Genomic DNA, 12,893 nt, shown 5'->3' on the forward strand with positions numbered 1-12,893 from the left:
TAAACTAGAGTGAGTTATGTTACACTTACATAGGAATCATTTTAATTTGAAAAACCGGACGAACTTCGGTATGCTTTGAATAGTGAATTATGCTAAGAGGGGGCGCCTTATGGAAACGCGAATTGAACGGATCAAACAGCAATTGAGCGCCAAAGGATATAAATTGACACCGCAACGAGAATCAACTGTCCGGATTCTACTTGAGAATGAGACGGACCATTTGAGCGCGGAGAACGTGTTCATGCTCGTCAAAAGCATTGCACCGGAAATCGGGCTCGCGACCGTCTATCGGACGCTCGAGCTGTTGACGGAGCTCGGTGTCGTCGACAAAGTCAATTTCGGTGACGGCGTCGCACGTTTCGACCTCAGACCGGAAGGCGCGAACCATTCGCACCACCATCTCGTCTGTGTCGAGTGCGGTTCGGTCGAAGAGATCATGGAAGACTTGCTCGTCGACGTCGAGAAGAAAGTCGAAAGCAAATATGAATTTTTAATCAAAGACCATCGCTTGACGTTTCACGGCATCTGTAAAGTCTGCCAAGCCAAAGGCGTCACGCTCGAAGGTCACAAAGCAGTCATCAATGGATAATGCAAGACAGGCAGCCTCTTAAAGGGGCTGCCTGTTTTTTGTATGTCGTCACGTCGCCAAATAACGGGACAAGACGGTGGCGATGCCATCGTGATTGTTCGACAGTGTGATTTCGTTCGCGATGGCTTTGATGTCTTCGACGGCGTTGTCCATCGCGACACCGATGCCGGCATACTCGATGATCGACCGGTCGTTATGGCCGTCCCCGAACGCGATGACATGCTCGCGGTCAATTCCGATCTCCCGGAACACGTGATCGAGGGCCCGGGCCTTATCAATCCCGAGATCCGTGAATTCATAGTACATGGCGGCCGTGAACATGCCTGTCACGCGGTCCGTGAACGGTCCGGCGAGCAAGTCGGCGTGCTCCTGTAGATAGTCCGGCTGTCCGGCGACGAGAATCTTATAAATCGGGAACGCGATGGCATCGGCGAGTCTTGGCTCTTCTCGCAATTGAAACCGTCCGCCGCGCGACTCATATTCGATGATATTGAACGGCTTGCCATTTAACTCGAGCATGCCGCTGAACACGTCATTGACGTACATATACGTCTCATCATTGATCATCGGGATGACATCGAATCCGGTCAAATGATCCAAGATGGCAATCGCGTCGTCCTGATCGATGGCCTGCTCGAACAGCGTCTCGTTTGTTCTGGCATCGGTCACACATGCCCCGTTCGAGGAGACGAGGAGACCGCCGTACTCGTGAAGCCGGAGCTCTTCGGCGAACGGTTCGATGCCCCGTTTCGGTCGTCCCGAGGCGAGCACGACTTTGACACCCTCGGCCTGCAGGTCGAGGAGTGTCTGTTTCGTTTGGGGCGAGATGAGTTTTTGATCGTTCAATAACGTTCCGTCGAGGTCTAACAAGATGGCTTTGATCATGGTGTCGTCTCCTTATATGGTCAATTCGAGTTTGTTTTGTTCCGAATCGAAGAAGACGCTCTCGTAGTAGCCGTCCCCGGTCGTCCGCGGACCGTCGACGAGTGCATAGCCGTCGGCCTTCAACCGGTCTGTCAACGCATCGACCGCAGCTTTACTGCCGAGGGCGAACGCGATGTGCGCGTAACCGACCGCCTCGCGAAGTGTGCCGTGGATGTCCGGGCGGCGCATCAACTCGAGTCGGCACGTCGAATCAGGGAACGTCAGGAAATAGGATTCGAACTGTTTCCGTTCGTTCGTATACTTGTCGTTCGCCGTTGCCCCGAGATACGTCTCGTAAAAGCGGCGCATGTGTTCAAGGTCGTTCACCCAGAGGGCGACGTGTTCAATCTTCATGAAGGTTCCTCCTTTGATTGTTGTTGCATGATGATGTTCAAGCGTTCCGTGTTCAAGAGCATCCCGACCATTATCAAAACGGCCACGAGTGGGAATAGGCCGAGCGATGTCTGGGACACGACGAGCCCGAATAGCGGGGGCAGGAACGTGCTACCCGTGTAGGCGAACGCCATCTGGAAGCCCATCAATCGTTTTGCCCGTTCCGCACCGAACCGTTGCGGCGTCTCATGAAGCATGCTCGGGTAAATCGGAGCTAAGCCGAGCCCGATACAAATCAAGCCGAGCAACATCGCTTCGATCGCCGGAATGAGAAACACGAGGCTACCGATGAGGGCGAGGGATTGCCCGAGACGGATCATCTGTCGATTCGTGAAGCGGAACGAGAGGAACCCGCTCAAGAAACGCCCGAGCGTGATACTGCCGTAATAGATAGACACCCACGTCGCGGCCGTCGCGACCGAGAACTGTTTCATCTGGACGAGGTAACTGCTGGCCCATAGCCCGATGAGCGCTTCAATCCCGCAATAGAGTAGGAACGTCGCCAGCGCATACGAGACGCCTTTCGGCAATTTTCGATCGAGCGCGGTCACGGCCGTCTCTTGTCGTTCGTGCGACGATGGCTCCGGTTTTACTTCACGCTTCCAGAGCGGGAACGACAGGAGCAAGATGAAGGCGAGGGCGAATTGAATCAATGCGACGATCAAATAGCCGTCGCGCCAACCGTTCTCCTTCAAGACGCCGGCCATGACGAGCGGTCCGCCCGTCGCTCCGACGCCCCAGAAACAATGGAGCCAATTCATATGGTGCGCCTTATAGTTTTCCGCCACGTAATGGTTGAGCGCGGCATCGACCGCCCCGGCGCCAAGTCCGAGTGGGATCGAGAGGACGAATAGCCAAACCAAGGACGGGGCCGCGTAAAAACCGAGCAGGCATAGAGCCGTCACGAGCCCGGAACCGAACGTGACTTGCTTCGTATCAAACCGTTCGAGCAACCGGCCGCTGAACAGGCTCGATAAAATCGTTCCTGCGGCGATGGTCATAAAAATCCATCCGGCCATTGAAATCGGGGCGTTGAACTCGACGTGCATCAACGGCCAACCGACACCGAGCAAGGCGTCGGGCAGGCCGAGACTGATAAAGGCAACGTAAATCACCGTCAATAATAAAAATCCTGTCATATTCCACCTCTTCAAATCGATTCAAGCATCAACCCGACGCCACGTCGAGCCAAGCCTGCGAAATAATCTTCCTCCCATGTGCCGATCAACAGGTCCGGGATGTGAGCCACCGCAATGTGACGCTGGCAAGCATTCCTGATCCCCTCCAACTCAACATCGATGAGGTCGACATCCGAAAAAATGATGGCGTTCGGATTGAGCGTCGCGGTGAACGTCGCGACAAGCCGACCGAGCGCATCGAAAGCGAGATCCGAAAGCGGGGCCGATCGCTCACTCTCCATCCGATCATGGAACGTCGCGTCGTCATAGAGCGGCAAAAACGAGATTTCTCCGCTGAACCCGGTCTTGCCGCGGATGAGCCGTCCGTTGATGAGAATCCCGGCACCGGGTCCGTTCTTTCCTAAATAGATGTAGACGATGGACTGGTCGTCGGCGAGTTCGTGCGTATGCCCATATCCATAGACGGCGGCGTTCATATCGTTCTCGATGACGGCGGGGCGGTCGGTACGTGACTCGACCCAACGTTTCAAGTCGAGGTGTGCGAACGTCGGATAGTCCGGGGCGAAGATGACCGTCCCGTCCGCGACGGCCGCCGCGACACCGATGGAGATCGCGCTCACGTCGGGGGTTCGGTCCAACTGTCGGTCGAGCACCGAGCCGAGCGCACCGAGATGGTCCCCATCTAGAATCGCCTGCGTCCCGTCGTCAAGCGTCGTACCGATGCTATCGATGAGACGATAGCGGACGACCGACCTCTCGACGTATAGCGTCAATCCGTGCCTGAACCGCTCATTATAGATGTAACGTTTGGCTGGACGGCCACCGCGTGAGTCCTCAAAACCTTGTTCGAACACTTCACCTGCTTCCATCAACTGTTCCACCTGTTTCTTGACGGTCGGAAAGCTGAGCCGGGTCGCTTCTGCGATGGCGGCGATGGTCGAGTGCCCACCTAAGACGAGTTGGCGTCTGACGGCGACCGTCAGATTTGTAGTGGTCTGGTCCATAGAAGACTCCTTTCAAACTTTTTAAATCATTTTAATAAGTCGACTTGAGTGTACCAAATCATGATGGGATTTGTAAGCCCTTAATCGAAATATATGCGTGAAAACCTCACCGAAATCTGTCACAAAAAAGCTTTAAAAAAAAATGAGGTCAGACGTCTTCACAACGGTTTACATAAGTGATATGATGTAAGCGTATTCAGGTGTAACGAGGAAGGAGGGGGATGTCATGCGTTCGCAAGTCGAGTCATTTTTGCAGTACATGACGGTAGAAAAACGGATGTCGACGAACACGAGACAAGCCTATGCGAGCGATTTGACCCAGTACTTATCGACACTGACCCAACTCGGGGTGACGGAATGGAATGAAGTCACGCGGGCACATATCGTCAAGCATATGGAAGAGTTATCGCAAGCGGGTCGAGCCGCCTCGTCATTGCGGCGGGCCGTCAGTTCGATTCGGACGTTCCATCATCATTTAAAGATGACGGGTGGGGCGACGACCGACCCGGCGCTCTATTTAGAGACGCCGAAAGCAGAGCGCCATCTACCGGACACGTGGTCGCAAGATGAAGTCGAGCGGTTGCTCGACAGCGTTCCGACGTCGGACCCGCTGGCGCTGCGCGATCGGGCCATGCTGGAACTGCTCTATGGCACGGGCATGCGCGTCAGTGAACTTCTTGGGCTCGATTTGGATGATTTACAGTTTGAATTGGGGTATCTACAGTGTGAAGGCAAAGGCGAGAGCGCCCGAATCATCCCGGTGTCATCGGTCGCCCAAAGTTTTGTCGAACGCTATATCCAGCAGGCGCGGAACGGGCTCGGCGGTCGGGAGACCGAGGCGTTGTTCTTGAACGGACGTGGCGGCCGGCTCAGTCGTCAAGGATTCTGGAAGATGATTAAACGACGGGCCAAAGAGGCCGGCATTCAGAAAGAGATCACGCCGCACGTGCTCCGACATTCGTTCGCGACGCACTTGCTCGAGAACGGTGCCGACCTTCGGGCCATCCAACAGATGCTCGGGCATGCAGACCTCTCCACGACTCAAATTTACACACATGTCAATAAGGCACGACTCCATGATGTCTATCGAAAACATCACCCGCGTGCGTAACGACACTAAAGGAGGAACTATTTGTGAAGAAATTTAAGCGTATTTTCTTGGTCGTCATGGACTCGGTCGGAATCGGGGAATCCCCAGATGCCGATCAGTTCGGTGACGTCGGTTCGGACACGCTCGGCCACATCGCCCGTGCACACGGTGGCTTGAACATGCCGCACATGGGCCGTCTCGGTTTGTCAAACATTAAACCGATTGAAGGAATCAAACCGTCGGAGACGCCAAGCGCCTACGGACGGATGGAAGAGATTTCAGCCGGGAAAGACACGATGACCGGCCATTGGGAGATCATGGGCCTTCATATCGATACGCCGTTCCGCGTCTTTGAAGAGTTCCCGGATGACTTGATCAATCGTCTCAAAGAGTTCAGCGGACGCGACATCATCGGCAACAAGCCGGCTTCAGGGACCGAGATTTTGGATGAGCTCGCTGAAGAACATGTCAACACGGGTGCCTTGATCGTCTACACGTCGGCTGACTCGGTGCTTCAAATCGCGGCACACGAAGAAGTCGTCCCGCTCGACGAGTTGTATCGCATCTGCGAATACGCCCGTGAGATCACGCGCGAAGACCCGTACATGCTCGGACGCATCATCGCCCGTCCGTTCCTCGGAACACCTGGCGCTTGGGTCCGGACGTCAAACCGACACGACTATGCGCTCAAACCGTTCGGCAAGACGGTCATGAACACGCTCGAGACGGCTGGGAAAGACGTCATCGCCCTCGGGAAAATCAGCGATATTTACGATGGTGAAGGGGTCACGAAAGCGATTCGGACGAAGTCGAACATGGACGGGATGGACAAACTTGTCGAATCGCTCGATGAGGACTTCGAAGGACTCTGCTTCTTGAACCTCGTCGACTTCGATGCGCTCTTCGGGCACCGCCGTGACCCGGAAGGCTATGCGGTCGCGCTGGAAGAGTACGACGCCCGTCTACCGGAAGTGATGGAGAAGTTGCGTGAAGACGACTTGCTCATCATCACGGCCGACCACGGGAACGACCCGACGGCACCAGGCACGGACCACACGCGTGAATACGTGCCGCTCATCGTCCATCATCACGGCGCGACGGCAGTCGACCTCGGGATTCGGGGAACGTTCGCCGACATCGGCGCCACGGTCGCAGATAACTTCGATGTCGATGCACCAGCACACGGAAAGAGTTTCTTAAACGAAATTTGAGGAGGCACCACTCATGGTAAATTGGAACGAAACAAAGGCATTTTTACAGGAACGCATGAACGGAACACCAGAAATCGGACTCATCCTCGGCTCAGGACTCGGCGTCCTCGCTGACGAGATTGAGAACGCGGTCAAAATCCCTTACGAGGACATCCCGCACTTCCCGGTATCGACCGTCGAAGGACACGCTGGACAACTCGTCTTCGGTGACCTCGAAGGCAAACGCGTCGTCGCGATGCAAGGACGATTCCATTTCTATGAAGGCTATTCGATGGAACAAGTCACGTTCCCGGTACGCGTCCTCAAATTGATCGGTGTCGAGACGCTAATCGTCACGAATGCGGCCGGTGCTTGCAACGAGTCGTTCAACCCGGGCGATTTGATGATCATCACGGATCACATCAACTTCTTCGGCACGAGCCCGCTCATCGGCAAGAACGCAAGCGACTTCGGGACACGTTTCCCGGATATGTCAGAAGCGTACGATAAAGAGCTCGTCAAGTTGACAGAAGATGTGGCGACGAAGCTCGGCCTCTCGATTCAAAAAGGCGTCTATTTCGGGAACACGGGTCCGACCTATGAGACACCAGCCGAAGTGAAGATGGCTCGTCTCCTCGGCGGCGATGTCGTCGGCATGTCGACGGTGCCAGAAGTCATCGTGGCCCGCCACTCGGATATGCGTGTGCTCGGTATCTCGTGCGTGTCGAACATGGCAGCCGGGATTTTAGATCAACCGCTCAACCACGAAGAAGTCATCGAGACGACAGAACGCGTCCGCCAAGACTTCCTTTCACTCGTACGCGGCACGATTCAAAGCATGTAACCACTACCCAACTAGGAGGACGAAACTTATGCGCATGGTCGATTTGATTTTGAAAAAACGTAACGGTGGCGAATTGAACGAAGAGGAAATTCGCTTCATCATCGAAGGCTTCACGAACGAGACGATTCCGGATTATCAGATGTCGGCTCTCTCGATGGCGATTTTCTTCAACGGCATGACAGAGAGAGAGACAGCGGCCTTGACGATGGAGATGGTCAAGTCTGGTGACGTGATCGATTTGTCGAACATCCAAGGGAAAAAAGTCGATAAGCACTCGACCGGCGGTGTCGGTGACAAAATCAGTTTAATCGTCGCCCCGCTCGTCGCATCGATCGGGATTCCGGTCGCGAAGATGAGCGGTCGCGGTCTCGGCCACACGGGCGGTACGATCGATAAGCTTGAATCGTTCCCTGGTTTCAACGTCGAGTTGACGGAAGAGCAGTTCACGAAGCAAGTGAACGATATCAAGATGTCCATCATCGGTCAGACGGGCAACTTGACGCCTGCCGACAAACGTCTGTACGCCCTTCGTGACGTGACGGCGACGGTCGATTCGATTCCACTTATCGCGAGCTCGATCATGTCTAAGAAAATCGCGGCCGGTGCCGATAGCATCGTCCTCGACGTCAAGACGGGTTCAGGCGCGTTCATGAAGTCGTTCGATGACGCGAAGGCGCTCGCCGAAGAGATGGTGGCCATCGGGAAGAACGTTGGCCGTCAAACGGTCGCCGTCATCACGGACATGGACCAACCGCTCGGTTTCGAAATCGGGAACGCGAACGAAGTGAAGGAAGCGATCGAAGTCCTCTCGGGCAAAGACGTGAACGACTTGAAGACGATTGCGCTCACGATTGCCGGCCATATGGCGGTACTCGGTGAGTTCTATCCGACGTTCGACGAGGCGTACGCTGACCTTGAGAAACGGATGGCGGACGGTCATGCCCTCGAGGTGTTCCGTCAGTTCGTAGCCGCCCAAGGTGGCGACGCATCGCTCGTCGATGATTTGTCGAAACTTCCACAAGCGAAATATGAGACGACGTTCGTCGCGAAGCAGGCAGGTTACGTCGAGTCAATCATCGCCGACGAAGTCGGCGTGGCAGCGATGCTCCTCGGCGCAGGCCGGGCGACGAAAGAGGATCAACTCGACTTCGCGGCTGGGATCACGCTCGAGAAGAAAGTCGGCGACAAGGTCGAGGCCGGTGACGTGATCGCCGTGCTCCGTTCGAACAAAGAAGACGTGACGTCTGCGCTCGAGCGGATGGACCACGCGTATACGATCGGTGCGACAGAGCCGAAGGCGCGTCCGCTCGTCCATGCTGTCATCCAGTAAGTAACAAGTCAGAACGTCTGTTTCCACAAAATAGTGGAGACAGACGTTTTTTTTTGATAGAATGGGCAATGTGTGAGTGAGAAAGACTATATGAACTTAAAGGGGTAACTTGATATGAAAAAAGGATCAATGCAATTAGAGAACGGCGAAATGATCGAATTCGATTTGTTCCACGATGCGGCACCAATCACGGTTGAAAACTTCGAGAAGCTCGCGAACAGCGGTTTCTATAACGGATTGACGTTCCACCGGGTCATCCCAGGCTTCGTCAGCCAAGGCGGCTGCCCACAAGGTACAGGCATGGGCGGCGCAGGCTACACGATTCCATGTGAGACGTCGACGTCGTTCCCGTACAAGCACGAAGCGGGTTCGCTCTCAATGGCGCACGCGGGTCGCAACACGGGCTCGTCACAGTTCTTCATCGTCCATGAGCCACAGCCGCACCTCGATGGCGTCCACACGGTCTTCGGAAAAGTGACGTCTGGCCTCGAGCACGCGGTCAAACTCCGTCAAGGCACGAAGATGGCCGAAGTCAAAGTTTGGGACGAGAATTGATTTCTGCCTGAACGTTATGGCACAATGAGCCATGTCTCTCACGTGTTCACTTAGTGAAACATGAACGACTAAAGGTGGTGAAACCAGCGATGCTGGTGAAATATAAACAATCGTACGAAAAGACGGCGATGGGATTGCTCGCGTTCTCATGTAGCGACAAATCGCCACTCGCCTTACTCGACCTCGTCCGGTCCTATGAAGACGACCCTGCCAAATTCCTTTATCTTTGGAGAGTCGGGGAAGACTTCGTCGGAATCATCGGGATGGAGCAACAAGAGACGACGATGTTGATCCATCATATCGCGCTGTCTCCGTCGTTCCGCGGCGAGAAACGTTCCTATGAACTGCTCGATGAGACCCGGAACTTATTGCCGCTCGACTTGACGCTCGTCGGTCAAGGCAAGACCGGGGACTTGCTCGATAAATGGAATCAAGTCGTCATCTAAAAAAAGCTAGGCTCAGCGCCTAGCTTTTTTGCGTGCCTCGAGCGCCCGGAGCCGCTCGGTGACGACCGGTGTCCGGTCGCGGTACATATGTTTATGGACGAGCTCGTCAAACGTGAGCGCGGTCGGTTCGAAAGTCGGTTTCAAGCGCTCAATCCGTTGGCGCGTCGGCGGGTCGAGCGGGAGTGTCTCGGGGAGCGGCCAACGATTCAAGTCTCGGGCGAACGTCTCCACGTCGATGCCGTGCCCCTCGAGCTCGGTCGCGGCCAACCCGAGCTTCTGCTGGAGCGCCGCGATGCTCTTTTTCGCCCCGGCCATATTGCCGCGACGGGCATGGTAATGGGCGACGGCGTACTGAATCAAGACGGCGTAACCTAAATCTTGCCGGCCTCCATCTTGCCAGGCTTCCTCGAGCACTTCATGGCATTCGAAATAATCGGCATGGCATTCAAACAAGAGCGTATACTGGAGTAAAGGCGTTGACATCAAATTTCTCCTTTCGTGGTCACGGTACTACAAAACATGTTATACTAAAGCGCAAAAATGTAAATGGCAGGTGTCTCTATGGAAGCGTACAACGTCAAAATCGATACGTTCGAAGGTCCGCTTGACCTGTTGCTCCACTTGATTGGCAAGATGGAGCTCGACATCGCGGACATCTCTGTCTCCGAGGTCACGGACCAGTATGTCGCCTTTATCCGGACGATGCAAAAATTTGAGCTCGATGTGGCCAGTGAGTATTTGGTCATGGCGGCGACGTTGCTCCAATTGAAGAGCAAGCAGCTGTTGCCACCGGTACCGGTCGAAGAGGATGACATTCCTGACTTCGGCGAAGAACCGACCCGTGAAGGGTTGATTCGACAGTTGATTGAATATAAGGCCTATAAAGAAGCGGTCGTGTTCATGCGTGAGCAAGAAGAGTCTCGGCTCGAGCTATATAGCCGTCCCGGCGAAGATTTGACACGCTATATGTCCGACCTCGTCCAACCGTACGACGGACCGCTCAACTTCTCGGACTTGCTGCACGCCTATTCGAAGATGGTCGAACGCAAGCGGTGGAAAGAACGCCGTAAGAAGACGATCAAACGCGAAGAACGGACGCTCGAGGAGCAGATGACGCGGTTGCACGAGCACGTCTCGGCAGAAGGAACGACGTCGTTCTTCTCGTTTTTCGAAGAGCGGCCCGACGTCTCCGACCTCGTCGTCACGTTCATGGCGTTGCTCGAGTTGATCAAGTTACGTGTCGTCACGACCAAACAAGAAGAACGGGACATTCAAATCTCGTTCGTCGAATCGTCAAAGGAAAGGAATGAAGCCGTTGTTGTCTTATGAAACGATTATTGAGAGTCTGCTGTTCGTCGTCGGCGAAGAAGGGATGGAAGTGCGTGCCCTCGCGGATACGCTCGACATTTCCGAAGCCGCCGCCCGCGAACAGTTGAGTAAGCTAGAAGCATCGTTTAAAGACTCCGGTCGCCCGTTCCAATTGATCGAGTCGGCGGGCGTGTACAAGCTCGTGACGGTCCCAGAGGTATCCGAGTATATTCAACGTTACGTTGGCACGATGGCCGAACAAGCGTTATCTCGGGCAGCGATGGAGACGCTCGTCATCATCGCGTATAAACAACCGGTCACCCGGGCCGATATCGAGGAAGTTCGGGGCGTCAAAGTCGAACGCGTCATCCATACGCTGTTATCAAAAGGGTTGATTGAGTCGGCCGGACGGGCCAAGACGATCGGACGGGCCAAGTTGTACCGGACGACCGAGCATTTCCTGGACCATTTCGGGTTTAATTCTCTTGAGGAATTGCCCCCATTAACGTTTGAAGACGAGCTCTCGGACGAAGGCGATTTGTTCTTCGGCCAGCCGTCTGCGATTATGCAAGATAGATTGGAGAATGAATAAATGGAACGTTTACAAAAAGTGATTGCCCAAGCCGGTGTCGCCTCACGGCGCAAAGCCGAAGAAATGATTTTAGATGGACGGGTCCGCGTCAACGGGAAAGTCGTACGCGAACTCGGTACGAAAGTCGGACCGAAGTCTGAAGTCGAGGTCGACGGTGTGAAAATCGAGCAAGAAGAGCATGTCTACTATGTCCTCTACAAGCCGAGCGGTTACGTCTCGACGGTCGAAGACGACAAAGGACGGAAAGTCATCACTGATCTCGTCCCGCCTGGGTCGCGTGTCTTCCCGGTCGGTCGTCTCGACTATAACACGACGGGACTCATCATCTTGACGAACGACGGAGAATTCTCGAACATGATGACCCATCCGAAGTTCAAGATTCCGAAACGCTATGTGGCAAAAGTGAAGAACATTCCTTCATATATCGCGATGAAGCAACTCGAATCGGGCGTTGAGCTCGATGACGGCTATAAGACGGGCAGCGCCCAAGTGAAGATGAAGACGGTCGACCATAAGAAAAACTCGGCCATTCTTGAAATCGTCATCTCGGAAGGCCATAACCGTCAAATCCGCCGCATGCTCGAAGCGGTTGGATCGGAAGTCATCAAACTGAAGCGCGAACAGTTCGGTTTCTTGACGCTAGACGGTCTCACGACGGGCGAATGGCGTGAACTGTCACGCAAAGAAGTATCGAAGTTGCGTGAACTTGCCAACCCGACCGTACCCCCTGTACAACGAGGCAAGAAAAAGAAAAAATAACAACTAAAAAATCGTCCTGAGATAGGATGATTTTTTTAGTTTGTGGAGATTGTGTGACAAAAAGATGAAAAAAGTCTGTTAATGTGCGTTTTTGGCGTTTTTTCAGTACAATAACAACTGAAGGATGGTGTGAACTCATGACGAAAGAAACAAAGTCGGGTGATCGCATGAACCAGGCGATGGCCCATAAGAAAAAACGGTCATTTTGGCGGCTCATGATTATGACGATGGTCCTGTTCGCAGGAGCGGTCGTCATCATGCAATTGATTGAACAAGCCGGTAACGACGGACGGGTCGAGGCCGGTGACGATGCGCCGAACTTCAAACTCGTCAGTTTGGACGGGACGACGATGGTCGAGCGCGAGACATACGACGGCAAAGGGCTGCTCGTGAACTTCTGGGGCACGTTCTGTGAGCCGTGTGAGAAAGAGATGCCGGTCGTCCAGGAAAACTATGCGGCCCTTCAAGACATGGGCGTCGATTTTTGGGCGGTCAATGTCGGTGAGACACCGCTCCGGGTCGATAACTTCGTGAACGACCTCGGCGTCGAGCTCGACTATCCGATTTTGATGGACACGCGCAGCGAAGTCGAGAAGGCGTATGGGATTTATAACTTGCCGGTCACGTTCGTCATCGACGCCGACGGCAAAGTGATTGAAAAGTATGAAGGTGAACTCACGAAAGAGAAACTGATGGAGTTGGCCGAGAAGTCATTGTAAGCGAACGGGGG

At 54.3% G+C, this 12,893-nt stretch carries 16 protein-coding genes; 11 read left to right on the plus strand and 5 right to left on the minus strand.

Features of this window, described 5'->3' with window-relative positions; genetic code table 11:
* Positions 1–109 precede the first annotated feature (109 nt).
* Positions 110–589, plus strand: a complete 480-nt coding sequence (gene fur / locus KNP83_RS05410; protein WP_016509373.1) for a ferric iron uptake transcriptional regulator — start codon at positions 110–112, stop codon at positions 587–589.
* Positions 590–637: 48 nt separating this feature from the next.
* Here fur and KNP83_RS05415 read toward each other — a convergent pair whose 3' ends face one another.
* Genes KNP83_RS05415 through KNP83_RS05430 form a run of 4 tightly spaced genes read right to left on the minus strand, consistent with a single transcriptional unit; the run spans position 638 to position 4,049 of the window.
* On the minus strand, positions 638–1,474 hold the full coding sequence (locus KNP83_RS05415; RefSeq protein ID WP_214761210.1) for a Cof-type HAD-IIB family hydrolase: 837 nt from the start codon (positions 1,472–1,474) through the stop codon (positions 638–640).
* A 12-nt stretch (positions 1,475–1,486) separates the two neighbouring features.
* Positions 1,487–1,867: a VOC family protein gene (locus KNP83_RS05420; RefSeq protein ID WP_214761211.1), complete on the minus strand. Its 381-nt coding sequence runs from the start codon at positions 1,865–1,867 to the stop codon at positions 1,487–1,489.
* Positions 1,864–3,045 (minus strand): MFS transporter, encoded by a 1,182-nt coding sequence (locus KNP83_RS05425; protein WP_214761213.1) that lies wholly within the window; start codon positions 3,043–3,045, stop codon positions 1,864–1,866. Before KNP83_RS05425 ends, KNP83_RS05420 begins: the two co-directional genes overlap by 4 nt.
* Positions 3,046–3,056: 11 nt before the next feature.
* A complete protein-coding gene (locus KNP83_RS05430) occupies positions 3,057–4,049 on the minus strand; it encodes an ROK family transcriptional regulator (protein WP_214761214.1) in 993 nt (330 codons plus the stop codon).
* A gap of 226 nt (positions 4,050–4,275) precedes the next feature.
* Here KNP83_RS05430 and xerD point away from each other — a divergent pair, with 226 nt between their 5' ends.
* The 6 genes from xerD to KNP83_RS05460 all read left to right on the plus strand — a co-directional run bounded on the left by xerD (position 4,276) and on the right by KNP83_RS05460 (position 9,504).
* Positions 4,276–5,160, plus strand: coding sequence for a site-specific tyrosine recombinase XerD (xerD, locus tag KNP83_RS05435; RefSeq protein ID WP_021067635.1), 885 nt, complete (start codon positions 4,276–4,278; stop codon positions 5,158–5,160).
* Between the two features lie 23 nt (positions 5,161–5,183).
* Complete coding sequence (gene deoB / locus KNP83_RS05440; protein ID WP_214761216.1) at positions 5,184–6,350, plus strand: phosphopentomutase; 1,167 nt, start codon at positions 5,184–5,186, stop codon at positions 6,348–6,350.
* 13 nt (positions 6,351–6,363) lie between these two features.
* Positions 6,364–7,173, plus strand: coding sequence for a purine-nucleoside phosphorylase (locus tag KNP83_RS05445; RefSeq protein ID WP_214761218.1), 810 nt, complete (start codon positions 6,364–6,366; stop codon positions 7,171–7,173).
* Positions 7,174–7,201: 28 nt separating this feature from the next.
* The gene (locus KNP83_RS05450) at positions 7,202–8,503 is read left to right on the plus strand and encodes a pyrimidine-nucleoside phosphorylase (RefSeq protein ID WP_214761221.1); all 1,302 of its coding nucleotides are present in this window, start codon (positions 7,202–7,204) and stop codon (positions 8,501–8,503) included.
* Positions 8,504–8,617: 114 nt separating this feature from the next.
* Positions 8,618–9,058, plus strand: a complete 441-nt coding sequence (locus KNP83_RS05455) for a peptidylprolyl isomerase (protein ID WP_214761223.1) — start codon at positions 8,618–8,620, stop codon at positions 9,056–9,058.
* Positions 9,059–9,147: 89 nt separating this feature from the next.
* The gene (locus KNP83_RS05460; RefSeq protein ID WP_214761226.1) at positions 9,148–9,504 is read left to right on the plus strand and encodes a GCN5 family acetyltransferase; all 357 of its coding nucleotides are present in this window, start codon (positions 9,148–9,150) and stop codon (positions 9,502–9,504) included.
* 12 nt (positions 9,505–9,516) lie between these two features.
* On the opposite strand, the gene KNP83_RS05465 is transcribed toward KNP83_RS05460, so the two are convergent.
* The gene (locus KNP83_RS05465; protein ID WP_214761227.1) at positions 9,517–9,987 is read right to left on the minus strand and encodes a DUF309 domain-containing protein; all 471 of its coding nucleotides are present in this window, start codon (positions 9,985–9,987) and stop codon (positions 9,517–9,519) included.
* 78 nt (positions 9,988–10,065) lie between these two features.
* Here KNP83_RS05465 and KNP83_RS05470 point away from each other — a divergent pair, with 78 nt between their 5' ends.
* From KNP83_RS05470 to KNP83_RS05485, 4 genes are all read left to right on the plus strand, one after another.
* Entirely contained in the window at positions 10,066–10,833 is a 768-nt protein-coding gene (locus tag KNP83_RS05470) for a segregation and condensation protein A (RefSeq protein WP_214761229.1), read from the plus strand.
* Positions 10,811–11,404 (plus strand): SMC-Scp complex subunit ScpB, encoded by a 594-nt coding sequence (gene scpB, locus KNP83_RS05475; protein ID WP_214761231.1) that lies wholly within the window; start codon positions 10,811–10,813, stop codon positions 11,402–11,404. The genes KNP83_RS05470 and scpB overlap by 23 nt, the downstream gene beginning before the upstream one ends.
* Entirely contained in the window at positions 11,405–12,163 is a 759-nt protein-coding gene (locus KNP83_RS05480; RefSeq protein ID WP_021067626.1) for a pseudouridine synthase, read from the plus strand.
* Between the two features lie 137 nt (positions 12,164–12,300).
* Positions 12,301–12,882, plus strand: coding sequence for a redoxin domain-containing protein (locus KNP83_RS05485; protein ID WP_214761233.1), 582 nt, complete (start codon positions 12,301–12,303; stop codon positions 12,880–12,882).
* Positions 12,883–12,893: the final 11 nt, after the last annotated feature.

Source organism: Exiguobacterium sp. s146, from assembly GCF_018618415.1.
GTDB lineage: Bacteria > Bacillota > Bacilli > Exiguobacteriales > Exiguobacteriaceae > Exiguobacterium.